Origin of the sequence: Sphingobacterium sp. BIGb0116 (assembly GCF_024808035.1) — a bacterium.
Lineage (GTDB): Bacteria > Bacteroidota > Bacteroidia > Sphingobacteriales > Sphingobacteriaceae > Sphingobacterium > Sphingobacterium paramultivorum.
This window is the reverse complement of sequence record NZ_JANUDT010000003.1, coordinates 371,039-396,513: the sequence shown is the minus strand read 5'-3', so window position 1 is coordinate 396,513 and position 25,475 is coordinate 371,039. Positions and strand designations below refer to the sequence as shown.

The 25,475-nt window shown below is 38.2% G+C and carries 26 protein-coding genes and 1 tRNA gene; 20 read left to right on the top strand and 7 right to left on the bottom strand.

Features of this window, described 5'->3' with window-relative positions; genetic code table 11:
* Position 1: 1 nt before the first annotated feature.
* The 7 genes from M2419_RS10605 to M2419_RS10575 all read left to right on the top strand — a co-directional run bounded on the left by M2419_RS10605 (position 2) and on the right by M2419_RS10575 (position 6,000).
* Positions 2 to 580 carry a bifunctional precorrin-2 dehydrogenase/sirohydrochlorin ferrochelatase gene (locus M2419_RS10605; protein ID WP_153848822.1) on the top strand — a complete coding sequence of 193 codons (579 nt, stop codon included), beginning with the start codon at positions 2 to 4 and terminating at the stop codon, positions 578 to 580.
* Positions 570 to 1,271 (top strand): phosphoadenylyl-sulfate reductase, encoded by a 702-nt coding sequence (locus M2419_RS10600; protein WP_159726730.1) that lies wholly within the window; start codon positions 570 to 572, stop codon positions 1,269 to 1,271. The genes M2419_RS10605 and M2419_RS10600 overlap by 11 nt, the downstream gene beginning before the upstream one ends.
* A 53-nt stretch (positions 1,272 to 1,324) precedes the next feature.
* A complete protein-coding gene (gene cysD / locus M2419_RS10595) occupies positions 1,325 to 2,215 on the top strand; it encodes a sulfate adenylyltransferase subunit CysD (RefSeq protein ID WP_088161554.1) in 891 nt (296 codons plus the stop codon).
* Positions 2,216 to 2,244: 29 nt separating this feature from the next.
* On the top strand, positions 2,245 to 3,489 hold the full coding sequence (locus M2419_RS10590) for a sulfate adenylyltransferase subunit 1 (RefSeq protein ID WP_153848824.1): 1,245 nt from the start codon (positions 2,245 to 2,247) through the stop codon (positions 3,487 to 3,489).
* Positions 3,490 to 3,977: 488 nt separating this feature from the next.
* Positions 3,978 to 5,309 (top strand): NADP-specific glutamate dehydrogenase, encoded by a 1,332-nt coding sequence (gene gdhA / locus M2419_RS10585; protein WP_153848491.1) that lies wholly within the window; start codon positions 3,978 to 3,980, stop codon positions 5,307 to 5,309.
* A 102-nt stretch (positions 5,310 to 5,411) separates the two neighbouring features.
* Positions 5,412 to 5,657 (top strand): hypothetical protein, encoded by a 246-nt coding sequence (locus tag M2419_RS10580; protein WP_153848492.1) that lies wholly within the window; start codon positions 5,412 to 5,414, stop codon positions 5,655 to 5,657.
* 7 nt (positions 5,658 to 5,664) lie between these two features.
* Positions 5,665 to 6,000: a hypothetical protein gene (locus M2419_RS10575; protein WP_227550360.1), complete on the top strand. Its 336-nt coding sequence runs from the start codon at positions 5,665 to 5,667 to the stop codon at positions 5,998 to 6,000.
* A 28-nt stretch (positions 6,001 to 6,028) separates the two neighbouring features.
* On the opposite strand, the gene M2419_RS10570 is transcribed toward M2419_RS10575, so the two are convergent.
* The 3 genes from M2419_RS10570 to M2419_RS10560 all read right to left on the bottom strand — a co-directional run bounded on the left by M2419_RS10570 (position 6,029) and on the right by M2419_RS10560 (position 9,910).
* A complete protein-coding gene (locus M2419_RS10570) occupies positions 6,029 to 6,685 on the bottom strand; it encodes an MgtC/SapB family protein (protein ID WP_159726732.1) in 657 nt (218 codons plus the stop codon).
* Between the two features lie 63 nt (positions 6,686 to 6,748).
* On the bottom strand, positions 6,749 to 9,118 hold the full coding sequence (locus M2419_RS10565) for an endonuclease MutS2 (RefSeq protein ID WP_159726735.1): 2,370 nt from the start codon (positions 9,116 to 9,118) through the stop codon (positions 6,749 to 6,751).
* 21 nt (positions 9,119 to 9,139) lie between these two features.
* On the bottom strand, positions 9,140 to 9,910 hold the full coding sequence (locus tag M2419_RS10560; protein WP_153848495.1) for a DUF4296 domain-containing protein: 771 nt from the start codon (positions 9,908 to 9,910) through the stop codon (positions 9,140 to 9,142).
* Positions 9,911 to 9,983: 73 nt separating this feature from the next.
* Between M2419_RS10560 and M2419_RS10555 the strand changes: the two genes are divergently transcribed.
* The 10 genes from M2419_RS10555 (at position 9,984) to M2419_RS10510 (ending at position 17,925) form a co-directional block, all read left to right on the top strand.
* Positions 9,984 to 10,676 carry a YggS family pyridoxal phosphate-dependent enzyme gene (locus M2419_RS10555; RefSeq protein ID WP_153848496.1) on the top strand — a complete coding sequence of 231 codons (693 nt, stop codon included), beginning with the start codon at positions 9,984 to 9,986 and terminating at the stop codon, positions 10,674 to 10,676.
* Positions 10,669 to 11,121, top strand: coding sequence for a GNAT family N-acetyltransferase (locus M2419_RS10550; RefSeq protein WP_153848497.1), 453 nt, complete (start codon positions 10,669 to 10,671; stop codon positions 11,119 to 11,121). Before M2419_RS10555 ends, M2419_RS10550 begins: the two co-directional genes overlap by 8 nt.
* Positions 11,122 to 11,142: 21 nt before the next feature.
* Complete coding sequence (locus M2419_RS10545; RefSeq protein ID WP_259254945.1) at positions 11,143 to 11,934, top strand: DUF3298 and DUF4163 domain-containing protein; 792 nt, start codon at positions 11,143 to 11,145, stop codon at positions 11,932 to 11,934.
* Positions 11,935 to 11,957: 23 nt separating this feature from the next.
* Positions 11,958 to 13,220, top strand: a complete 1,263-nt coding sequence (locus M2419_RS10540) for an aspartate kinase (RefSeq protein ID WP_259254944.1) — start codon at positions 11,958 to 11,960, stop codon at positions 13,218 to 13,220.
* Positions 13,221 to 14,408: a THUMP-like domain-containing protein gene (locus M2419_RS10535; RefSeq protein WP_182332066.1), complete on the top strand. Its 1,188-nt coding sequence runs from the start codon at positions 13,221 to 13,223 to the stop codon at positions 14,406 to 14,408.
* Positions 14,409 to 14,454: 46 nt separating this feature from the next.
* On the top strand, positions 14,455 to 15,444 hold the full coding sequence (locus M2419_RS10530) for an LLM class flavin-dependent oxidoreductase (RefSeq protein WP_153848501.1): 990 nt from the start codon (positions 14,455 to 14,457) through the stop codon (positions 15,442 to 15,444).
* Positions 15,445 to 15,502: 58 nt separating this feature from the next.
* A complete protein-coding gene (locus M2419_RS10525; protein ID WP_153848502.1) occupies positions 15,503 to 16,315 on the top strand; it encodes a hypothetical protein in 813 nt (270 codons plus the stop codon).
* Positions 16,316 to 16,326: 11 nt separating this feature from the next.
* Positions 16,327 to 16,983 carry a DUF1345 domain-containing protein gene (locus tag M2419_RS10520; RefSeq protein WP_153848503.1) on the top strand — a complete coding sequence of 219 codons (657 nt, stop codon included), beginning with the start codon at positions 16,327 to 16,329 and terminating at the stop codon, positions 16,981 to 16,983.
* Positions 16,984 to 17,027: 44 nt separating this feature from the next.
* Positions 17,028 to 17,414 carry a hypothetical protein gene (locus tag M2419_RS10515; RefSeq protein ID WP_259254943.1) on the top strand — a complete coding sequence of 129 codons (387 nt, stop codon included), beginning with the start codon at positions 17,028 to 17,030 and terminating at the stop codon, positions 17,412 to 17,414.
* A gap of 91 nt (positions 17,415 to 17,505) precedes the next feature.
* Positions 17,506 to 17,925 (top strand): c-type cytochrome, encoded by a 420-nt coding sequence (locus M2419_RS10510; protein ID WP_075992600.1) that lies wholly within the window; start codon positions 17,506 to 17,508, stop codon positions 17,923 to 17,925.
* A gap of 201 nt (positions 17,926 to 18,126) precedes the next feature.
* On the opposite strand, the gene M2419_RS10505 is transcribed toward M2419_RS10510, so the two are convergent.
* Positions 18,127 to 18,206: transfer RNA gene (locus M2419_RS10505), tRNA-Leu, on the bottom strand.
* Between the two features lie 182 nt (positions 18,207 to 18,388).
* Here M2419_RS10505 and M2419_RS10500 point away from each other — a divergent pair.
* Positions 18,389 to 19,342, top strand: coding sequence for an aldo/keto reductase (locus M2419_RS10500; RefSeq protein ID WP_159726742.1), 954 nt, complete (start codon positions 18,389 to 18,391; stop codon positions 19,340 to 19,342).
* Between the two features lie 243 nt (positions 19,343 to 19,585).
* Here M2419_RS10500 and coaD read toward each other — a convergent pair whose 3' ends face one another.
* From coaD to M2419_RS10485, 3 genes are read right to left on the bottom strand one after another with little or no spacing between them, the layout of a single operon-like run.
* Positions 19,586 to 20,062 carry a pantetheine-phosphate adenylyltransferase gene (gene coaD, locus M2419_RS10495; protein WP_159726744.1) on the bottom strand — a complete coding sequence of 159 codons (477 nt, stop codon included), beginning with the start codon at positions 20,060 to 20,062 and terminating at the stop codon, positions 19,586 to 19,588.
* Position 20,063: 1 nt separating this feature from the next.
* Positions 20,064 to 20,603, bottom strand: a complete 540-nt coding sequence (gene rsmD, locus M2419_RS10490) for a 16S rRNA (guanine(966)-N(2))-methyltransferase RsmD (RefSeq protein ID WP_153848506.1) — start codon at positions 20,601 to 20,603, stop codon at positions 20,064 to 20,066.
* Positions 20,594 to 21,391 (bottom strand): DUF3822 family protein, encoded by a 798-nt coding sequence (locus tag M2419_RS10485; protein ID WP_153848507.1) that lies wholly within the window; start codon positions 21,389 to 21,391, stop codon positions 20,594 to 20,596. Before M2419_RS10485 ends, rsmD begins: the two co-directional genes overlap by 10 nt.
* A gap of 85 nt (positions 21,392 to 21,476) precedes the next feature.
* Between M2419_RS10485 and M2419_RS10480 the strand changes: the two genes are divergently transcribed.
* Together M2419_RS10480 and M2419_RS10475 are read left to right on the top strand one after the other, a co-directional pair.
* Entirely contained in the window at positions 21,477 to 22,901 is a 1,425-nt protein-coding gene (locus M2419_RS10480; RefSeq protein WP_159726746.1) for an ATP-dependent RecD-like DNA helicase, read from the top strand.
* Positions 22,902 to 22,988: 87 nt separating this feature from the next.
* A complete protein-coding gene (locus tag M2419_RS10475; RefSeq protein ID WP_159726748.1) occupies positions 22,989 to 25,475 on the top strand; it encodes a DPP IV N-terminal domain-containing protein in 2,487 nt (828 codons plus the stop codon).

Genomic DNA, 25,475 nt, shown 5'->3' with positions numbered 1-25,475 from the left:
TATGAACCAGCTATTTCCAATATTCGTCAAACTAAATCAAATTGACACCTTACTTGTTGGAGGCGGGAAAGTTGCATTGGAAAAATTTCAGGCTTTAATATCCAATGATGAAAGCTTAAAACTGACCATTGTGACTAGGGAAATCATCCCAGAATTTGAGGAACTATTGCAAAATTACGCACAAATTCAGCTCAACATTCGTCCTTTTGCACCAGATGACCTTACGGACAAACAACTTGTCATTGCAGCAACCAATAACATTGAGCTTAACGAGCAGTTGCGTAATTTAACAAGGCAAAATAACATACTATTTAATGCCGCGGACAAACCCGAATTATGCGACTTCTATCTCGGATCCATTGTAAAAAAAGGCAACCTGAAAATAGCCATTTCCACCAATGGTAAATCACCAACGATTGCCAAAAGGGTGAAGGAACTATTAAATGACCTGCTACCGGAGGAAATTGACGAAACACTGTCGCTCATGAGTACTTATCGAGAGCAGCTTAGAGGAGATTTCGAATACAAAGTAAAGCAGTTGAACGAGCATACCAAAAATATATTACGTTATGAACGTTAAGGAAATTAAAGAAATTATTGGCAAAAAAAAAGGAGTGGAGCTCTTACAAACAATAGCCTCCTTATTTCCTAATGAGGTAGTTTTTTCGACCTCTTTCGGTATTGAAGATCAAGTAATCACGGAATGGGTCGGTAAAAATAATATCAATATCGAAATATTCACGCTGGATACTGGACGACTGTTCAAAGAAACCTATTCCCTGTGGAACCGTACCTTGGAGCGCTATCATTTGCACATCAAAACCTATACTGCTGATACAACATTGTTGGAAGATTTTATCAGCAGAAAAGGCCCAAACTCCTTCTATGAGTCGGTTGAGAATCGAAAGGAATGTTGTAGGATAAGGAAAATTGAACCTTTACAACGTGCGATTAAAGGAAAAAAAATTTGGATAACGGGCATCCGATCAGATCAATCCATCAATCGCCACGATATGGACTTTATCGAATACGATGAAGCAAACCAAATCATCAAAATCCATCCTTTATTTGACTGGACTTTTGAGGAAGTAAAAAAATATTGTAAAGAACAATATATCCCTTACAATGTGCTGCACGACAAGGGTTTCCCAAGTATCGGTTGTCAACCTTGTACAAGAGCGGTACAAGAAGGAGAGGACTTCCGCGCTGGTAGATGGTGGTGGGAAGATCAAAGTAAAAAAGAATGTGGTTTGCACGGTGTTAAATCATAAAATAGCGAAGCAGAAACCCAAATTCATTAAATCAAATTTTATTATTTCAGAGAATGGACTATTTAGATCATTTAGAAGCGGAAGCAATATATATTTTAAGAGAGGTAGCCGGACAATTTGAAAAACCAGCGCTATTATTCTCTGGTGGTAAGGACTCGATTACACTTGTTCACTTGGCAAAAAAAGCATTTAGACCGGGTAAATTTCCTTTCCCATTAGTTCACATTGACACTGGTCACAATTTTCCCGAAACAATCACTTTCAGGGATTCTCTGATTGAAGATATAGGAGAAAAACTTATTGTTGGTTATGTTCAAGACAGCATTGATCAAGGGAAAGTTGTTGAACAAAAGGGAAAAAATGCAAGTCGAAATGCCTTGCAGACAGTTACCTTACTCGATACAATCTCAAAACATGGTTTTGACGCTTGTATCGGTGGCGCACGTAGGGACGAAGAAAAAGCCCGTGCCAAGGAAAGAATCTTCTCAGTGCGTGACGAATTTGGACAATGGGATCCCAAACGCCAAAGACCTGAGCTTTGGAGCATCTTTAATGGCAAAATAAATAAGGGTGAAAATGTCCGCGTGTTTCCCATTTCAAATTGGACCGAGCTCGATGTTTGGAATTATATTAAACGCGAACAGATCGCATTGCCATCTATCTATTTCAGCCATGAACGGGAGGTTATTACCCGCAATGGGCAATTGATGGCTGCCGCCTCATTCTTAAATATCGATGCAGAGGATAATATAGAACGTAAATCTGTACGTTTCAGAACTGTGGGTGACATGACTTGTACAGCAGCGGTAGATTCAACGGCAACTGAGCTAGATGATATTATCGCTGAAATCAAGGCCTCAACGGTAAGTGAACGTGGCGCCAGAATGGACGACAAAGTATCTGAAGCAGCTATGGAAGAACGTAAAAAACAAGGATACTTTTAATTCAAATCAAACACCTGATATTGACAACAATGAATATATTGAAATTTATAACGGCCGGTTCTGTAGATGATGGTAAAAGTACCTTGATTGGCCGATTACTATACGACACAAACTCCATTTTGGATGACCAATTGGAAGCTATACAACGTGCCAACCGGAAAAATGACGACGGGACAGTAGACTTGGCCATATTGACTGATGGACTTAAAGCTGAACGCGAACAAGGGATAACAATCGATGTAGCATATAAATATTTCCAGACTGAACAGCGAAAATATATTATAGCCGATGCTCCAGGACATATCCAATACACCAGAAACATGGTAACTGGCGCTTCCAATTCCGATCTTATAATCATTTTGGTTGACGCTAGAAAAGGCGTAATAGAGCAAACAAAACGCCATTCTTTCATTGCTAAATTATTGGCCATGAAACAAGTTTTGGTCTGCATTAACAAGATGGATATGGTCGATTATAGCGCTTCTGTTTTCGAACAGATCAAAGCCGATTATTTAACTTTAGCAACTAATCTCGGACTTAAGGATATTGATTTCATACCTGTTTCAGCCTTAAAAGGAGACAATATTGTCCATAAGTCCGAAAGAATGAGCTGGTATGCAGGCGAATCTTTATTGGATTACCTGGAAAATGTAGAAATTCACGAACAGGAAGCAGCCAGTTGGCGGTTTCCCGTCCAATGGGTTGTAAGACCACAAACAGAAGATTTGCACGATTATAGAGGTTATGCAGGCCGCGTACTAGGAGAGGGCTTAACGGTTGGTGACCAGGTCATTGTTTATCCAGCAGAAACATATAGCACAATTCAAGCGATTGAATTAAACGGACAACAACTTCAACGGGCTGAAAACGGACAATCTGTCATTGTACACCTCAGTGATGATGTTGATATTAGTCGTGGCGATACCATTGCGAGTGTAGAACATCCACCGAAGTTTGAGCGTAATATTCAAGCAAATTTATGTTGGTTCGACAATAAACCTTTGGATACAGAACAAGTTTATCTTGTCCAAAGCCACAGTAAATTAACCAAAGTTAAGATAGTAGATGTGTTGTATAAATTTGATATCAATACACAGGAAAAAATATATAGCGACCCGATCAAACTCAATGATATTGGTCGAATAGCCATTAAATCCGCTGAGAATCTAGTATTTGATTTGCAGCAGGAAAATGCTGCAAATTCTCAAGCCATTGTTATTGATCCACGGACAAATCTAACCGTTGGAGCTTTAATGATTCAAGCTGTCGATTAATATTTTTTAAACGTAAATATTCAACCTAAATATTTTTCAAGGAACTCAGACATTGTCTGAGTTCCTTTTTTTACGAAGTTTAACTAACAGGGCAGGTCCCGATTTAAGATATTTAACATAATATAAATTATAAACAAATAATGTACAAAGAGGGCGTAGGCATCCGGATTAAAACTAAGCTGAATATTTGCCAAATAATCAGTAAAAAGCATTAGATGTTAGATATTTTATAATTATAGACCTCATTTTAAAGTATTTTATCAAAATAGAATTATTTTCGTTTTTCAATAACAAAAATCGAACAAAATACAGTTAATACATCACTACACACACATTTCACCAACGAATCATCGATTTTAAACGAAAAATATAAAATATGAAATTTCATTAAAACAGATTAATATTTGTAAATAATTAACAAATATTGGTTTTTCATTAAAAAATACATAAATTAGTGCCAGCCAAAGGGAAATTTTACTAATTAAAACATGTCAAAAAATTTTAACGAGTTCATCTCAATCGTTGAGAAACGCAATCCAAATGAACCAGAATTCTTACAAGCTGTAAAAGAAGTTACCGAGGATTTATTTCCTTATATTACCGAAAACCATCCTGAATTTTTCGACCAAAAGATTCTTGAAAGACTGACTGAACCAGAGCGGATTATATCCTTCCGTGTAACTTGGTTGGATGATAACCACCAGGTACAGGTAAATCGTGGTTATCGAGTTCAAATGAACAGTTCAATCGGTCCATATAAAGGCGGTCTCCGCTTCGCTCCTTCTGTTAACCAAAGTATTTTAAAATTCCTCGCTTTTGAGCAAGTATTTAAAAACAGCTTAACAGGACTGCCAATTGGTGGTGGTAAAGGGGGCTCTGATTTTGATCCTAAAGGTAAAACAGATAATGAAATTATGCGTTTTTGTCAAAGCTTTATGACTGAACTTTATCGTCATATTGGCGCAGATACAGATGTTCCTGCGGGAGATATTGGCGTTGGTGGACGTGAAATTGGCTTCTTATTTGGTCAATTTAAACGACTTCAAAACAATTTTACAGGGGTTCTAACGGGTAAAGGTGAATTATGGGGTGGATCATATATTCGTCCTGAAGCTACTGGTTATGGGCTTCTATATTTTGTTGACTGTATATTCAAATATCAAGGAAAATCTTTACAAGGTAAAGTAGCGACAGTATCTGGTGCTGGCAACGTAGCCTTTTACGCTGTTGAAAAAGCCGTTCAACTTGGCGCCAAAGTAATTACAGTTTCAAATAGTTTGGGTACACTTTATGATCCTGATGGTTTTGATGCTGAAAAAATGGCATTTGGGGCTACTTTGGGAAGAAACCTCGATCAATATCCTGCACGTTATCCGAATGCCCAGTTCTTACCTGGTCAAAAGCCTTGGCAATTTAAATGTGATATCGCATTACCATGTGCAACACAAAATGAATTAGAAGAATCGGATGCTAAAGCGCTTGTAGCAAATGGTTGTATCTGCGTAGCTGAAGGTGCTAATATGCCTTCTACTGCAGAAGCTATTAAAGTTTTTCTAGACGCAAAAATCAGTTTTGCTCCTGGTAAAGCTGCGAATGCTGGTGGTGTTGCTGTCAGTGGCCTGGAAATGTCTCAAAACTCAATCCGTACACAATGGTGTACAGAAGAAGTTGACAACCGCTTAAAAACTATTATGGAAAGCATTCACGAAACTTGTTTGAAATATGGGCAAGACAGTGGATTCGTTAATTATTTGAAAGGTGCCAATATTGGTGGTTTTATAAAAGTCGCTAACGCGATGAAAGCACAAGGTATCGTATAACACGCCTTTTTCTAATCATATCATAATCCTGAGCGCTCAAATGCATTGCATTTGGGCGTTTTTTTATATTTTTATGCTAATTTTAAAAAACACGAAATTTACATGAGATTAATAGCTGAACTCCCCCATCCCGATTGCAAGATTTCAATTTTTGGTATGAATCAAAAATTCATTATTAAATTCGAGCAAGGAAACTTAGAACAATCCTATAAAATTGCAGAAATGGATATAATTGGCGGTGTAAATGGGGTCTTTGATTTACTCGACGAAGAATTTCTAAAAAGTGTGATCGATCAATTCGCATCGATGCGCCAATCTTTTAACAGTGCTTACAGTAGATACGAATAAAAAATCCATGCTGAACTATATCTATTTTGTGGCATTTTGGGCCTGCCAAATTATTTCATCTATCCTGTTTAAACTTGGCGGGATACATCCAAAGTATAAATGGACAACTTTAATTATTGGAAACATTATTCTTTTATCGGCAAGTTGGTTTCTTGTACAGTTATTTAAAAATGTCTCTCAACCTATCGTAATTGCCTTATGTTCTGGCGGTACATTTTTGACCGTCCAGTTAGCGATGGCGCTATATTTTAAAATTCCATTGAGCTGGCAGCAAGTATTGGGTATGTTTGTCATTATTTCAGGTATGGTTTTGATTACTTTTGGAGGTAAAGAAACGACCTAAGCTATGCTGAGATTAGTTATAGATCTGTTTATTTGTTATAGTAAAACTCATCTATAACTAATGAACCTGCCAATTGTTGGTTAAAACGATCTAGATCGTTCATTTTGCCAGAAATATCATACATTACCTCCAACTTACCATTGATCTTTTCAATAATACGCCTGGTAGCTTTAATCTTAAAATCCAATGCCAACTGTTCAAACTCATGTAAGTGATAAAACTCATTGGAACTAAATTTCACGTGTAGAGAACGGATTAGGTAATAACGAGCCAGAAGAATTTCGATCCGCTGAAAAAGTGCGAGTATTACCACCATAAAGACAGCAAAGGAAATGGCATAAACCAATTGCCCCAATCCGGCAAACATGCCAATACCAGCTGTCGCCCAAATAACGGCCGCTGTTGTGAGACCGCTAACAGATAGCTTACCTTTAAAGATCACACCTGCGCCAATAAAGCCTATACCAGTCACAATATTTGCAGCAACGCGATCCGTACTATTTCCAATAAACAAACAGGAGGCAATAGTAAACATCGCCGAACCGAAACAAATAAGCACTACCGTTCGAAATCCAGCAGATTTATTCCTATACTCACGTTCAAAACCAATTAAACTGCCACACAAAATTGAAGTGACAGCGTTTAACAGAGGCTCACTAGTCAAAAAGTTAATAATATTCTCCATACTAAACTTTGCAGAAAGATGAAACATGGAGCTGCGAATGTTCGGAGCTCCATGCAATTTAGGCTATAGATAAGCGTAAGTTATACCGTCGCCCCCACGATCCTGATGCTCGTCCTCAAAACGGCTTACATGGCTATATTTACGAAGGTAGTCGCGAATAAATTTGCGCAAAATACCATCACCTTTACCATGAATAATTTTTAAGGATGGATAACCTATCATGACAGCCCGATCCAGAACACGTTCTAATTCATTCAGTGCGTCTTCTGTGCGCATGCCTCTTAAATCAAGTTCTGGTTTAAAATCAGCTACACTACCAGAAGATAGTGATTTTGATAGGCTTTTTGCAGACTTCTTCCCTTCCCGACCTTCGAGTTTAAGCACATTCTTTCGCTTTTGAACAGTACGCAATTCACCCATGGCAAGAATAAGATTGTTCTTTGCAATTTCGACAATCTGCGCTTCAGCACCATTATCTATAATCTGTACCCAATCCCCAATATTTAATACGGTGGATTCAGGCATTTTCTCTTTGACGATTTGCTTTGCTGGTTTTTGCTCTTTGGGGAGAACAGCTTGAAGTGCCTGATCCAAATTGCTGCGCAACTCACGTGTTTTCTCTTTGTCCGCTTTTGCAGATTTGATCTGTGCTACCGTATTTTCGATTAACTTATTCGAACTTTTAATAATCTGCTGTGCTTCCTCTTTCGCCTTCTTCAAAATCACGCGCTTATTTTCTTCCAAATAACTTTGCAATTCCAAATACTCCGATTTAATTGACTCCAGTTCCTTCTCGCGCTTATTAATAGCAACTTTTGTATCAAACACCTCTTTCTTTTCTCGTTCAAGATCGATCAATAGTGTATCTACCTTCTTCTGTTGAACACCAATTTTACTTTTAGCAGATTCCAAAATATCCTTACTTAACCCTATTTTCTGCGCGATTTCGAAAGCATAAGAGCTTCCTGGCTTGCCAATTTGAAGGATATACATCGGTTTCATTTCGCGATTGTCAAATAACATTGAAGCATTTTCCAAACCCGTCGTGTTACTAGCAAATACTTTAAGATTTGAATAGTGTGTTGTCACAACTCCCCTAATTTGTTTTTTGCTAAGTGATTCCAATACAGCCTCAGCAATAGGTCCGCCAAACAAAGGGTCAGTACCTGTTCCAAACTCATCGATCAGTACCAAAGTACGCCCGTTTGCAAATTCTGTAAAATATTTCATCTTGGACAGATGTGCACTGTAGGTACTTAAATCACTCTCAATGGATTGATCATCGCCTATATCTGCAAATATTTGCTTAAAAACACCGACTTTACTTGTCGGTTCCGCTGGTATTAATAAGCCCGATTGCACCATGATTTGCAACAGACCAACCGTTTTCATACATACAGATTTCCCTCCCGCATTTGGCCCTGAGACAACAATAATGCGTTGAATATTATCGATTTGAATATTCAACGGAACAACAGTATGATGCTGATTCAGCAATAGAAGCGGGTGTCGACCATTGACCAAATTAATCTCGGCCTCCTTCGATAACTCGGGCATCTCCGCCTCAATATCCAAGGCAAAAAGTGCTTTCGCGCGCACAAAATCTACTTTGGTCAATAGGCTATGATAGGAAAGCAATAGCGGAATATGTGGTCGGACCTTGTCCGTTAGCTCCACTAAAATACGGATGACCTCACGTCTACGTTCAAACTCTAAATCCCTAATCTTATTGTTTAACTGAAATACTTCTTCAGGTTCTATATAAGCTGTTTGTCCCGTAGCTGACTCATCATGAATCAAACCTTTGAGCTTTCTTTTATTTTCCGCAAGAATAGGAATACAGAGCCTTCCATCCCGTATCGTCAGATTCCCGTCCGCTGTCCAGCCACTGTCCTGTGCGCTCTTAAAGATACTATTGATACGTTTAAGTGCCTCCTGTTCTGCTCGTTGAATCTGTTGGGTTATTTCCAATAGTAATCGGGAAGCATTATTTTTAAGCTTTCCACGTTCATCAATGACCATTTCGATATCGCGAATAATCCCCTTTTCGATCGGTAAATGTTCAAACAATATTTCTAGATTGGGATAGAGTCCTTCCCGTTCATTAAAATAACGAATAATCGCGTAAACAGTCTTGAGGGATAATAACACCCGAAAGAATTCATCCTCGAATAAAAATGCTCCCTCAACCCGAGCCTTCTCAATAATGGATCTAAGCGGAAAGAAATTTTCAACTGGAAATGCGCCATCATTCATTAGAAGATCCTTAAACTCGCTGGTCTGTCTTAAAAATCGGTCGATTTGGTCAAACCGGGTTTGAGGTTGAATTTTTTCAACTAGCTCACGCCCCGACTCGCTTAAGCATTTTTGTTTTATTTTATCTTTTATCTCGGAAAATCCGAGTTTATCAATTGCATTTATTGGATATACCATAGAAATTATATTCTTTGATGGTTAAAGTTTCGTCGGCGGCTTGATATGTTGCGGCGGCGTAAGAATTGGTCTTTTTTCCAATTCATTTGTTGGTAATTGTGGCTCCACACGCTTTTGTGTCACAACAGTATCCTTGACTGAAGTACCAGGTGTTTTCAGTTTGGAAGCTGTATCTTTCTGTGGAGAAGGTGATTCAATTGGTAAATTTGAATTACCAACCGACAATTGGTTCATGAGATAGCCGTTCAAGCTTATACCAGTCTTTGTCTGAAAGCTTGTATTAAACAAGGAAGAAGCTTCTCTAAAGTTGAATTTCGTCTTATTTGGCAGATAATGGATAAGGGCTGCAATTCGTTCCTGATAAGCCTGCTGTGCACGCATAACGCGATTGGTGCTATCTTGAATACGCATATTCTGTATTGAATCGCGCGTTCGAATTGAATCTTGTTTTTTACGTTCTATATCTGCGTAAATCTTATTCTCCTTCGTTAAATTATCCTCCACTTTTTTATAAATCGCAGACATCACTTCAGCATCCTTACCATAATAGTCTAAATTCTTTCGAAAAGAAATCGAATCCAATCCATATTTATCAAAGGTCACTTGATACAATGGCAACATCACTTTACGTGCACTATCAATGGGTAAAATATTAAGATAAGAGTCTGTCAGCTGAATTTCTGTCAATGCATCCACAAACTTACTTTGAGAGATAATATCTTTCCCCCCAGTTCCGACACAAGAACCAAATAAAAAAATCACTGCAAGTAGATTCAGTATTAATCGTAGCATTTCGTAGTTTTGTACAAATTTACAAAAAGCACCGACATTTGGCACTTTTTACATCATCAAAACTATATCGGAAATGAGTATTGCTAATAATTTAGAAACGTTAAGATTGGAAACCGAGGCTGTTGGGGTACAACTTGTAGCAGTTTCAAAAACAAAATCCAATTCGGACATTATGGAAGCCTATGAGGCAGGACAACGTATCTTTGGTGAAAATCATGTTCAAGAATTAGTTGAAAAAGCAGAGCTTTTACCTAAAGATATTCAGTGGCATATGATTGGTCACCTTCAAACAAATAAGGTTAAATATATTACACCATTCATCAGCTTAATTGCGTCAGTTGATTCATTAAAATTATTAAAAGAGATTAACAAACATGCTCAGAAAGCGAAGCGTACAATCGACTGTTTGTTGCAGGTATATATTGCAGAAGAAGAAACAAAATTTGGTTTCGACCATGCTGAGCTAGTTGAGCTTCTTCGCGACGACGAGTTTCTAGAATTAAAAAATATTCGAATTTGTGGCTTAATGGGCATAGCATCCAATACGGATAAAGAAAAAGTCATTAAAGCTGAATTCTATGAGTTAAAAATGTTATTCGATGGGATTAAGGCAAGTTTTTATCGGAAGGAAGAGTATTTCAATATTCTCTCCATGGGGATGTCTTCAGACTATAAGCTGGCGATTGAAGAAGGTTCAACAATGGTACGCATCGGAAGCACAATATTTGGTAAAAGAGTAATCAAGCACTTCAAAAACAATGATTAAAGCAACCATACGAGAGGCAATTGACAATGATTGCCCACAAATGCTCGAGCTGATTAAAGAATTGGCTATTTTTGAAAAAGCACCAGACGAAGTCACAGTATCACTTGAAGAATTTAAAGATGCAGGCTTTGGAAAGAATCCCGTTTGGGGCGCATTTGTTGCTGAAGTGGATAGCGAAATTGTCGGAATTTCATTATATTATGTCCGATATTCGACGTGGAAAGGCAGAAGACTCTATTTGGAGGATCTGATTGTCACCGAAAGAATGCGAGGTCTGGGGATAGGAAAACTGCTTTTTGATAAAACTTTAGCTTACGGTAAACAATGTGGATTCCATGGCATGGTATGGCAAGTCCTCGATTGGAATGAGCCCGCTATAAAGTTTTATGAAAAATATAAAGCAAACTTTGATGCCGAATGGATCAATGTGTCAATCACTTATTAAATAACAGAGATAATCTATTCAATGCGATTTTACTTTTCTTTAATAGTATTAGTTATCAGCTGTTTGCTGTCCGCTTGCAATGACCACAAAAAGGCCGCTATAGCGACACAGCCCACAGACACACTCTCCTATAGTCAAAAAAGCATAGATGAGCATAGCAATTATTTTCTAAAAGAAGATGATCGACTGGATACAACGTATTTTCGCGCAAAATACCCTATTTTTCAAGAAGATAATATTAATGAACTTATCACCACTATTGTTCATCTCGAAGGCGACACAAGTATGCAGGAGGCCGCCCGTCGTTTTATTAATTCTTACAATGAATATGTGGAGGATAATAACGGCAAATCCACTTCAACCTGGAACCGGGACCTACAGGTCGATGTGATTGCCAATACTCCTGTTTTTCTGGGACTAAGGACAAAGCAGGACGAATACACGGGCGGTGCACATGGTGACCACTTTACCCTTTATTCAAACTTCGATAGACAGTCAAACAAACAGATTATGATTGATGACATTATTCAGAAAGAGAATAAAGATAAATTTGTCAAAATCGCTGAGCAATATTTCCGCAAACAAGAAGGGTTAAGCACGGACGATTCTTTAAGTGGAAAGTATTTTTTTGAAGATGGTAGGTTTTCGCTCGCAGATAATTTTACGTTTGAAAAGGACGATATTCTATTTTATTATAACGTATATGAGATCAAATCCTATGCGGAGGGAAATACAGAATTACGTATTCCCTACACGACATTCAAACATTTGATTTCGGACAAAGGATTACATTATATAAATAGTATCAATTAGCAATCAACTAAACTAATAAATAAATGCAGGTTTTTAAATTTGGGGGCGCATCAGTAAAGGATGCAGAAAGTGTCAGAAATTCAGCGCGGATTATTTCAAAACACAAGGGCGAAGCCTTGTTAGTTGTCATATCAGCGATGGGAAAGACAACAAACCTTCTAGAAAAATTGACCAAAGAATATTTTAACAATACTGGCAACCAATTTCAGACATTGGAAGAGGCCAAAGAATTTCACTTTCATATCCTTCGAGAATTATTTCCTGAGGCTGAACACCCTATATTTGATGAAATTTCTAACTGCTTTGTGGAGATCGAGTGGATTTTAGAGGAGGAACCTCAAGATTCATATGACTATCTTTTCGATCAAATTGTATCGATGGGTGAACTTATCTCGACAAAGATCGTGGCAGCTTATGTTGCTTTTATCGGTGAAAAGGTAAAATGGCTCGATGCGCGTGATTATATATTCACAGACAATACGTATCGCGAAGCAGTTGTAGACTGGAATAAAACTGAAGAAAAAATTCGCACGGAGCTGCCTGCAATACTTGACGAATATATCGTGATTACGCAAGGTTTTTTGGGCTCTACCTCTGAAAATTTCACAACTACTTTGGGTCGTGAAGGCTCCGATTATTCGGCTGCGATCTTTGCTTCCTGCCTAAATGCCGAAAATGTAACGATTTGGAAAGACGTTCCGGGTGTACTTAATGCCGATCCAAAATGGTTTGAGAAAACCGAGCTAATTCCCGAGTTATCCTATACGGATGCCATCGAACTTACCTATTATGGTGCAACGGTCATTCACCCTAAAACCATCAAACCATTACAGAATAAGAAAATCGCATTGAACGTACGTTCCTTTGTCGACCCCGATTCTCCGGGTACTATGATAAAAAGTACGAATCAAACCTTACCTGTTCCTTCTTTCATATTCAAGGTAAATCAAATTTTTATTTCCATCTCTCCAAGGGACTTCTCTTTTATCGTGGAAGATAATTTAAGAGATATCTTCAATCTATTCTACGAGCATCGTATCAAAATCAATATGATGCACAACACAGCTATCAATTTCACCGTTGCAGTAGATGATACTGGAAAAAATCTGGTGGACTTAATCAATGAGCTGGAGCAAAGATTCAAAGTCAAATATGAATCCGGACTCGAGCTTATTACAATTCGTTATTACAATCAAGAAACAATTGATCGCGTTTTGGTTGATAAGCAAGTTATTAGTGAATTAAAGGATACATATACCTGTCAGCTTCTCGTAAAGAAAATATAAATGAATACATTGATCCTTCAAGAGGAGATTCAACAGTTTTTAGAAAAAAACGCACTTGAGTCCCCTACTAAAATTGCATTAAAAAAATCTCCTTTTGAAGGAATATCGTCTTCCGAGCTTGCCGCACAACTCGACGGAAGACAACGGGCTAGCACAAAAATTCCCTTATGGGCGGAAACGCCAGGAATCTATTTTCCTGCCAAGCTTAACTTGGAGCAATGTTCTTCGGAAACAACGGCAGTATTCAAAAGTTCACTGATTAAAAAAGGTACAAGCTTAATTGATGCCACCAGTGGCTTTGGCGTAGATAGCTTTTATTTCTCAAAACAGGCTGCACAGGTTACGTCTTGCGAGCTAAATCCTGATTTGGCAGCGATCACAAAGCATAATGCCGCTTTATTAAAAGCGGATAACCTTCAGATCATTGCCGCTAACGGTGTCGATTATATTCTCAATGATCCAATCAAACAATTTGATTACATCTATTTAGATCCTTCGAGAAGAGTTCAAAACAAAAAGGTCTTTTTATTGGATGAATGTGAACCTAATTTAGTGCAATTGCAGGATGACTTTTTTCAGCGCAGCAACACCATCATCAGCAAACTTGCACCACTATTGGATATCTCTTCTGCCATACAACAGCTGAGACATGTGAAAGATGTTTATGTTGTATCCTCACAAAATGACTGCAAAGAGCTTATTTTCGTGCAAGAAAAAGATCATGAAGGTGACGCCGTCATTCATGCCGTCAGATTATATCACGGACAGCAACAAGTTATCTCCTTCACCTATGAAAGTGAGCGCGCTCTCGTAAATGAATATAGCGAACCACTATCCTATTTATATGAACCAGATGTTGCTCTCTCCAAAGCTGGCGCCTTTAAAACGGTTGGCCAATTATTTGACATTAAAAAACTTCATAAAAACACGCATCTCTACACTTCCGATCAAAAGATCGAAAACTTTCCTGGTAAAACATTTATCGTAAAACAGGTAGAATCCTTTTCTGATTTCAAGAAAAACAAGAAATCATTGCAATCAGGGATCATTGCCAAAAATTTCCCGCTCAAAACAGAAGAGATTAAAAAGAAATTTAAAATCAAGGATGCTGGGGACTCCTTTTCTTTTTTTACGACAACCCTAAATGATCAATTTAGTGTCATACATACACAGCGAATACTAGAATAGACATTTTCATTACAATTGTCGAAAATCTTCTCCGTAATTTTAATGTATGGATAAAATAGCATTATCAGCATTGGATTTAGCTCCGATCAAAAAAGGGGAGCATACAGCGAGCGCGTTGGCTCGCACCGTAAAAATTGCCCGACATGTAGAAAAATTAGATTTTAAAAGAATATGGATGGCCGAACATCATAATATGGAATATATTGCCAGTTCAGCAACTTCACTCCTAATACAACATATCGCATCAAATACCAGTTCTATTCGCGTGGGTTCTGGTGGGATCATGTTGCCAAATCACGCTCCTTTAGTCATCGCAGAGCAATTTGGAACCTTAGAAACCTTATTTCCAGGGCGTATTGACCTAGGTTTAGGACGTGCACCAGGCACTGATCAATTGACCGCAATGGCTTTACGTAGAAACAACTTGAATACAGCCTTTCAATTTCCACAAGAGGTAAAAGACTTACAGCGCTACTTCAGTGCAGACAACTATGACGCAAAAGTACGTGCCTTTCCGGGAGAAGGACTGGATATTCCACTTTATATCCTCGGGTCAAGTACCGATAGTGCCTATTTAGCCGCTAGTCTAGGTCTTCCCTATGCTTTTGCAACGCATTTTGCTCCAGCTCAGTTTGCCTCAGCAAGCATGATCTATCATCAAAATTTTGTTCCTTCTAATGCATTGGAAAAGCCATATTTCATCTCTTGTGTCAATGTTATTGCTGCCGATAGTACCGAAGAAGCCAATTTTTTGGCAACCAGTTTCTATAATCTATTTGCTGGTATTGTGACAAATACCAGAAGGCCACTTTCAGAACCTACTCAAGAAGTTATCTATAAAGGCATTCCAGCTATAGAGCAAGCCGTGCAAAGTATGGCTTCCTGTGCATTTATTGGCGATGGCACTAAAATTCTTCCAGAAATAGAAAAATTCGTAAACGATCACAAAGTGGACGAGATCATGGCCACTTCCTATATCTTTGATGATGAAAAGTGTCTCCACTCGTTGTCATTGTTGAAAGAAATACTCACTTAAGGATCCAAGCTACTTTATATACGGTGAATTTTATATATTTAAACAAAATTCACCGTATATGAATGTTTTTTTCCCCCTCAGCCTAATATTGGGTTTGCTCTCCCTGCAGGCATGCACCAACCATACAACAAAACAACAGCAAGATCGACCTGATACAAAAAATGTATCAGACAGTCTAACGATATCGACTGTCGAAGACACAACATCTTCTATTTACCCAAAAGCAGATCCTTCAAAAGGTCAGATTTTCCTTGTTCGTAGTTACCGTATCTGGGAAAAGGAAGATCCAACGGCTGTCTTAAATAAAGATTGGTATGATATTTACGAAGAAAATGGCCAATACTATTTGGCAAAGGCGGATTATGTAATTAAAGATGGTTTTGATGATTGTGCTCAAGTGCCTTCTAAAAGTGTCGAATCACGAAGAAATTCTTTGTTATTCCTGAAATTTAGCGGCCTTAAGCCCGGTCTTATAGAACATGTTAAAATAAATCAGTCCGAGATTTGGCCAAAAGAATCCGTCCAGTATACTTTTAAGAACCAAAAAGTAAACCTTAAAGCACTAGGAGATATTAAATCCACTGAAGTGCAAACTGACGAAAATGGTCACGAGAAAGTATTTCATGAGGTTGCCAATTATAGACTCAACTATAGTGCAACTAATGGAAATAAAGAAAAGACACTTTTCCAGGTAGATCAATATGACCATGTGTTTATGAAGACATTATTTGTTGGAGATATTGACCGGGATGGCGCTCTCGATTTTATTTTTTCCAATCCAAGAAATTATGAGGAAGAGGCGCTATTGCTGTTGCTTTCAAATCATGGCAACCCACTGATTTTTGATGCAGAAGAACAGTTTGATTGTTAATAGAACGTGAAATGGGAAAAATAAACTATTACCTACATCGAATGCAATCCATTCATAGGGCACTGATTTCGGTCTGTATTTTTTTATTGATCTACTTCATCTCTCCCATTAAAACCATCCCCTTGCTCAATTTAATGTTGTGCTGGTTTGGTTTTTGTCTTTCCTACGTTTTTATATCTTGGTATATATTCTACACCACACCTATTTCTACAATTGCTCGAAAAGCACAGCAAGAAGATGGTAGTCGTCTCTTCGTATCCCTTTTTATTATTTTAGTGACCATAGGCTGTTTTATTTCAGTATTAATGATTATCATATCAAGTAAGGATAAACAGCTGAATGATGCTTACATTATCATTATTTGTATGCTAGCCATGTTGGCCTCATGGATATTGGTTCATACCATATATACCTTTCATTACGCACGCCTATACTACGAACATAATGCAGGTGGAACTGGACTGGAGTTTCCAGGAGATGATCAGCCAGATTATTTGGATTTTGCTTATTTTTCATTTGTAATGGGCTGTACCTTTCAAGTATCTGATGTGGGAGTCTCTTCAAAAAAAATAAGAAGAGTAGCATTATTTCACGGCCTCCTCTCCTTTGCTTTAAATACGTTTGTCGTTGCATTGACTATTAACATCATTTCTGGTTTGATCAATTGAGATTTTGGCCAAAAAAGCTTATTTTAGCACAAAAAATTACACACATGAAATTGTTCATCCCCTTAGCTGCGCTCAGTTTATCTATTATTCTAATCACCTCATGTGCAAAAAAAGATAACACAGGGGACGGATCTGCAGGGGCTTCCGGCAGTTTTATAGGCCGTGTTCAATATAAGGATAATTCATTGGATGTGGATCGGGATAATCGTTTGATACGTGTTTTACAAGTGAGCGGAAACACCTATAAAATTGAATTTTATACAGGCATTCCGAATATTACAGACTTTGTATTAAATAAAACAAATGATAGTACCTGGGTCTCTTCCGACACCACCGGCTTAAAAAACGTGACGATTGAGGGGAAAATGCTGACAATTAACTACCAGTCCAATAGTCAAAGCTGGAACGTTACGGATGCAGTACGTAAATAATAATCAATCTAAATTGTCATATTAACTTCATTTTCTGTTTGAAAATTATCGCTTTCTCCCTATATTTAGGTAAGCATAAAGGAAAAGAGAAATGAAAAAAATAAATAAATTAGGTGCAATTGCATCGGTGTTTGCTATCGCCCTTGCTTTGAGTGCATTTAGCTTCCAACAGGAAAAACCTAAAGAAGAACCAAAACCGACCAATCTAAAAGTTCTTCCCAAGAATATCTCCCACGATGAATTGATTTCTACGATGAAGGAATTTAATGTCGCTTTGGGCGTAAAATGTGGTTTCTGTCACGCACCATCGAAAGAGGATCCTAAAAAAATGGATTTTGCAAGTGACGATAACCACAAAAAAGAAATTGGACGAGCGATGATTAAGATGACCCAAAAGATAAACAAAAAGTATTTTAATCGTAGCTGGGATAGCTCGCCTGCCAAAGCTATTTCCTGTAAAACCTGTCATGGCGGAAAAGAAGAACCAGAGATGGTCTTGGCAAAAAACTAATCAAACCACATATTCATGTAACACCATAATACCCTGTATTATGGTGTTTTTTATTTCTAATACATTTTAATGGAGAAAGCTGAAAAGCAGAAGAATGAGGCCATTAGTTTTGGAAATGACCTTAAGCTAAGCATAAAAAGCAGTGAGCAAGTAAGTAAGAAGTAAGTAAATAAAAAAAGCTTCTCTATTGAGAAGCTTTAGTACCCGGAGCCGGAGTCGAACCGGCACGGTTTCCCACTGGTGTTTGAGACCAGCGCGTCTACCAATTCCGCCATCCGGGCATATCCGTTTGGGATGATGCAAAAGTAAGCAAAGTTTTTATTATTCCAAATCACCATAACGCGCATTTTTAAAACTCACTGAAAATGAATGAGAAAATTTTAAAAAAACTTTTCACTGCCCTATCAATTGATTGAAAATGGCCTTTTTTACGTAATTTTAATCAGGAAACAATCAAATGATCATGGAAAAAGTAAAACTCGGAAACAGTGAAATTGAATTCAAACCTCTTGTCTTTGGTGGAAATGTATTTGGCTGGACCGTCGATGAGAAACAGTCTTTCGCCCTGTTAGATGCTTTTATCGATATGGGATTCAGTCTTATTGATACATCCAACAACTATTCACATTGGGTCCCGGGGCACAGTGGGTCCGAATCAGAAACAATTATTGGCAAATGGATCAGCAAAAGAGATATTCGCGATAAAATTCAGATTGCAACAAAAGTCGGCGGACGTCGAATAGACAATAGTAAACCTAATCTTAAAAAAGAGTATATTATTAAATCTGTGGAAGATTCCCTCCTTCGGTTGAACGTAGACACAATCGATCTTTATCAATCTCATCACGATGATCTGACAACTGGAATCGATGAAACACTGGAGGCTTATCATCACCTGATCCAGACTGGAAAAATAAAATGGATCGGTGCTTCAAACCTAAGTCCAGAACGTATTTCAGAATCCCTCCAAATAGCCGAAGACCACAATTTACCATATTATATCGCTATCCAGCCTGAATATAACCTTTACGACCGTATGAAATACGAAGAGCAGTATGAACAATTGGCCGTTGATAATCATCTGGGCGTAATCAGTTACTATTCACTTGCCAGTGGCTTCCTGTCGGGCAAATACCGCTCTATTGATGACATCAAAGAGACTAAGCGTTACGATGCATTAAAAGACAGGTTTAACGCGCGCGGCCTGCGCATTTTAGATGTGTTGGCTGAGATAGCACACACACAACAAGCTAGTATGTCAGCTATTGCCTTAGCCTGGAATTTACACAGGCCCTCAGTTACGGCGCCTATTGTAAGTGCAACCAGTATCCAACAGCTCGAGGAGCTCAGCAGAGCTGTAGAAATTAAGCTGACACCGGAAGAGTGTTTTCTCTTGGACAAAGCAAGCTCTTACTAGACTAAAAACAAGGGAAAAACAATTTAACACACTGAAAATAATAGTATTAAAAACACTTCAATTGCATTACCAAATAATATTTGGCCACACAGCATACAAGAAAGTGAAATGACCTTAATTTAAGAAAACATATTAGTTAGATAACGAATATAAGTTCTTGTTTTTCAAATATAAAAAATGGCTAACAAAATAATATTCTGTTAGCCATTTTTGTTAATACCTCGTTGACTTTACTCAGGTGACTTATCTTATCTTTTCATTCAACAAAGATAGAATGGAAACAGGCACCATTGTACTGATATCTCCTCCATTAAACCATACGTCTCTAACAATGGATGAAGAAATATGAGCCTTTCCAGATCTACTCATTAAAAAATAGCTTTCAACATCATTATTGAGCAATAAATTATTTTGAGCAACAGCGTTTTCAAATTCAAAATCATTAGTATTTCGGAGCCCACGCAATATAAAACGCGCTTTAACTTGCTTACAGAAATCTACTGTAAGACCTTTATATTTATGCACCTCAACCCTACTTACGTCCTTAAAAACACGGCTAATTGAATCTACCCGCTCGTCGTGATCTAACATTCCTTTTTTATTGGCGTTATAGCCCACGGCAATAATAATTTTATCAAATAGCGGCATTGCTCTCTCAACAAGATCTTGATGAGCTAAAGTAAAGGGATCAAAAGAGCCCGGAAAAACAGCAATTTTCATATTAGATAGTCTTAGCGTAAAAGGAAAATGATGAATACCCGTATTTTCTAGTTTCTATAAAATTTGGATGATCTTCCATCTGTCTTGTTGACGGATGCTCAACAACAAGAAGCCCATGTTCATGTAACAATTCTTGTTCAAAAATTAATTTTGGCAATTGTGGCAATTTGGGAATATCATAAGGTGGGTCTGCAAAAATAAAATCATAAGTATTCTTACAGCTGGCAATAAACTTAAATACATCGGCTTTCCTTGCTTTAATTTGCTCCAGTTTCATCTTCCCGGCCGTATCATTAATATATTGCACGCATTTGAAATGAAGATCTATTGCATCTACTGATTCCACATCCCGTGATGCGAGCTCAAAACTAATATTCCCTGTTCCTGCAAAAAGATCCAGACACTTTAAACGATCAAAATCCAGTCGATTCTGTAAAATATTAAACAGCGCTTCCTTAGCGATATCCGTGGTTGGCCTCACAGGTAAATTGGTCGGTGGGTTCAGCCTTAAACCACCTAAACGACCTCCGATTATTCGCATAGTATAGAATCAAACAATACATTATATGGGGCCAAATTTGACTCGATCTCGCTATCTGCCAATACGACTTTTGTCTTCAAATCCAATATTTCGATATCACCCGCATAAGTAGAGATACGTTTATAATAGGATTCATTTGGAATTTCTCCTGAAAGGAGCACTTTATTGATGGAGTCCCCTAGATTGAATTGTGTTAAAATATTAAGCACATAGTAGCTGATATCATCTAGATTATGAATTTCAAAACTATTATAAAGCTGGAAAACACCATTTTTAAACAGATAAAAATCAACTGTATTGTCAGCTACAAAATGAAGCCCCAACACACTCCCCCTAATGGATACACGCTCCTGTGCACGGTCAAGTACAACCGCAAATTCTGGAAGTATAACAGCATCAGGAAACAACCGCTTCCATCTATTCAATAAAAGTCCATCAAACTGATATACAGCAACTAAATTAAGATTATCTAAAGAATAGCTAAATGTATTTTCAAGATCAGTTGTACCTAAAAACTGTAGGTAATCGCTGATGTTTTCGCTCAGAAAAAATTCTTTTGGAATAAATGTAAAAGTTTGATGTGGTATCACAACGCGGACAAACCGAAACGGAAGGCTCATAATTCGTGTGGCATCCAAAATTGGCTCCTCAGACGGATACTCGATCAAAATCGGTACGATCGACTTTTTATCAACCACCGCCAAGACATCCTTCTGAAAGCCAGCCTTGACCAAAAGATTGTATTCCGGTAAATAATGAATATTAAATTGTTTTGAAATATAATTCATTCGCTGAATTGTAAAAATTAAAACTTCTTAGAGCAAAAATAGCTTTTTCTAGAGGATAAGACAAACCTTTTAAATAACTTTGAGGGTGTTCATCAAAAATCTGTTAATACAGCAATTCCCTTGGCAAGCCACCGAACAGCAGTTGGAGGCTTTCGAATTATTGCAAGAATTTCTACTCGCTTTTGACAAGCAATCCTGCTTTGTACTTAAAGGATACGCGGGTACGGGAAAAACAACGTTAATTTCTGCGCTAGTTAAAGTGCTACCTGCATTGCGAAAAAAAGCTGTTCTGCTCGCGCCAACAGGAAGGGCTGCAAAAGTGATCACCTATTATTCGGGACGCAAGGCACTGACGATCCACAAGAAAATATACCGTAAAAAATCTGCTGTTTCATTCCAGCTGGATTTCACCTTGGCGGAGAACCTGCATGAAGACACTTTATTTATCATCGATGAAGCCTCAATGATCTCCAATGCGTCTGTGAATGCATTTTCGGCAAGCCTTTTGGACGACTTGATCCGTTATGTGCAATCAGGGAAGAACTGTACCCTATTATTTGTTGGAGATACGGCTCAATTACCTCCAGTGGGACTCTTGGATAGTCCTGCCTTAAACCCAAGCTATCTCGAAAGTGAATTCCATCTTTGCGTTTATCCTTTTGAGCTAACCACGGTTGTCCGCCAATCCAAAGACTCCGGTATATTGTATAATGCAACCAAAATACGCGAAGAGATAGCCTCGGCAGAGGAAGATCAAAATGACTTCCCCTTTCCAAAATTCATAACAAATGGTTTTAAAGACCTTTACAGGATGACAGGTGAACGGTTAATCGAGGGAATAAACTATGCATATGACAAATATGGGCTCGAAAATACAATGATTATCTGCCGTTCTAATCGATCAGCAAATTTATACAATCAGAATATAAGGAACAGGATTTTGTTCCGGGACGAGGAGCTCACTGGCGGAGATTATATTATGGTTGTAAAAAACAACTACTTCTGGCTGCAGGAAAACAACATGGGCGATGGATTTATTGCAAATGGCGATATGGCGAAAGTCCGAAAAGTAAGTAATATCCACGGTCAGCATGGATTTCGATTTGCAGATGTCACACTTGAATTTGTAGACATTGATGAAATAGAACCCATCACCTGCCGCGTTATCCTAGACAGCCTTTATACAGACAGTCCCAATCTGCCCTATGAAACCCAAAAAGCACTCTACGAAGAGATTGCTTTGGATTATGCCGACATCATGGATAAGAAGGACAGACTCGAAGCAATTAAAAAAGATCCTTATTATAATGCGCTTCAGATTAAATTTGCATTTGCAATTACCTGCCATAAAGCACAAGGCGGCCAGTGGCCAATCGTATTTGTCGACCAGGGTTATATAAACGATGACATGTTGGATCTTGAATTTTTAAGATGGCTATACACTGGGGTTACCCGGGCAACAAAGGAACTTTTTCTGGTCAATTTCAATGAAAACTTCTATCCATCATAGGATTATTACACGAATCATTCGCAAAAGAACCTAATAATAGATATTTTTACGTTCGGAACCATTATTATACAATTATCTATATTATTAATGCATAAGTACTACTTAATCTTAGCGGCGAGCTTATTGCCCTATGTTAGCACTGCACAACAGGCGAAGGAAGCGCCTATAAAGCCCAATTATCAGTTGGCTGCAAAATTCTCCCCTGAAAAATTAAAGAAAATGATTTTTTCGACTAGCATCAAACCAAATTGGATCAATTTTTCCGATCGCTTTTGGTATGATTACGCAAGTCCACAGGGAAGAAACTGGTACATTGTAAACCCTGCGCTGAAAAAGAAAGAACTTCTTTTCAATAATGAAAACATCGCCGCTCAGATTACTAAAATCGTTAAAAATCCTGTAGATGCCCAGCATCTGGAATTACAGGGGCTTCGATTTACCAAAGATGAGAAAAAATTAAGGTTCCAGGTTCAGAGTACCAAAGATACGGTGAAATCCAAAGATGAAATACAAAAGCTCAAGAACAAGTCCGATACGACCAAAAAGAAACTATTTTATTTGGAATATGACTTAGCAGCACAGTCTGTCGTTGAAATCAGTGACTCAACAAAAGTAAAATCACCATTGGGGTGGGCGACATTCTCCCCTGACACCAATACAGTCTATTTTGCGAAAGATTACAACTTGTATTGGATGGATAAATCCAACTATATTAAAGCGGTAAAGAATGAAAAAGACAGCACCATTGTAGAGCACCAGATAACAAAAGACGGTGTACAATATTATGCTTGGGGCGGCGATGAATACAGCACTACTACAGGTGAGGACAAAGACAAAGACAACGATCAGAAACGTAAACGAGTATGGGTCAGCTGGTCGCCGGATGGACGTTATTTTACCTTGACCAGAAAGGACAACCGTTCTCTAAAACCCTTATGGGTAATCAATAATGTTGGCTCATCTAGACCAACACTTGAAACTTATAAATACCAAATGCCGGGCGAAGTCGATTCGACAGAAACTGAACTATATATCTTCGATGCAGCAGCAAAAACTCCACGCCGCATCAATATAGCCGCGTTTAAAAATCAGACCATCTCTACCTGGACAAAAACTCCGGATAAAAATTCTTATAAAGAGGATTATTTTATCAACTACTGGTTAGGCAATAACGACGAGTTCTATATTTCACGCGCTAGCCGTGACCTCAAACGGATTGATCTCCTAAAGGTCAATATAAATGGTACGGTAAACAATATTATCCAGGAGCGTTCCAATGTATATTTGGATGTTCAAAAACCATTCCTTATCGAAAACAAAAAGCAATTAGTCCATTGGTCAGAAAGAGATGGCTGGGGTCACTACTACCTTTACGACACGAATGGAAAATTGATTAATCAAATCACAAAAGGTGCCTTTCATACGGAGGAAATTACCGGTTTAGACCCTGCTTCAGGTACACTATACTTTACAGCATCGGGGCGTGAGAAAAACGAGGACCCCTATTATCTACATCAGTACAGTGTAAATACAAATGGCTCCGGAATTAAATTATTAAACTCAGGAAACTTTGATCACCAAGTGGAAATGAGCGAATCTTCCCGATACTTTGTCAATAATTCCTCTAGAGTAAACACGACTCCTGAATCTGTCTTATACAATAGCAATGGACAGAAAGTAATGACACTGGAAAAGGCAGATCTATCCTTACTATTTGCTGCGGGGTACAAATTCCCGGAACCTTTTAAAGTAAAAGCCGGAGATGGTACCACGGATCTTTATGGAGTCATGTATAAACCATTTGACTTTGACAGTACCAGAACTTACCCCATTGTGGAATATGTATATCCCGGACCCCAAACCGAGGCTGTCAATAAATCTTTTGGAAGAAGTATGGACAGAATCGACAGGCTAGCGCAGTTTGGCTTTATCGTCATCACAGTCGGCAACCGTGGCGGACATCCTTCACGTTCACAATGGTATCATACCTATGGTTATGGCAATTTGCGCGACTATGGTTTGGAAGATAAAAAAGTCGCTGCAGAACAGCTTGCAGATCGTTATAAATACATCGACATTAACCGCGTTGGTATAACTGGCCACTCCGGAGGTGGATTTATGTCTACAGCCGCAATGCTTGTTTACCCTGATTTCTTTAAAGTTGCGGTATCTGGTGCTGGAAACCATGAAAATCAGATTTACAACCGTTGGTGGAGTGAGCGCCATCATGGGGTAACAGAAAAAGTATCCGCTAAAGGCGATACAACATTCTCCTACCAAATCAATAAAAATACGGAGCTCGCAAAAAACCTAAAAGGTAGACTACTTATCGCTACCGGAGATATTGACAATAATGTACACCCGGCAAATTCCATTCGAATGGTAGACGCATTGATAAAGGCTAACAAAAGATTTGATTTCCTGCTATTACCTGGACAAAGACATGGCTTTGGCGATATGACTGAGTATTTCTTTTGGAAAATGGGCGATTACTTTAGCCAATATCTGTTGGGTGATTCCAAGATGAACGAAGTTGACATGACTGAAATGAATCGAGAAAAACCACAAAAATAA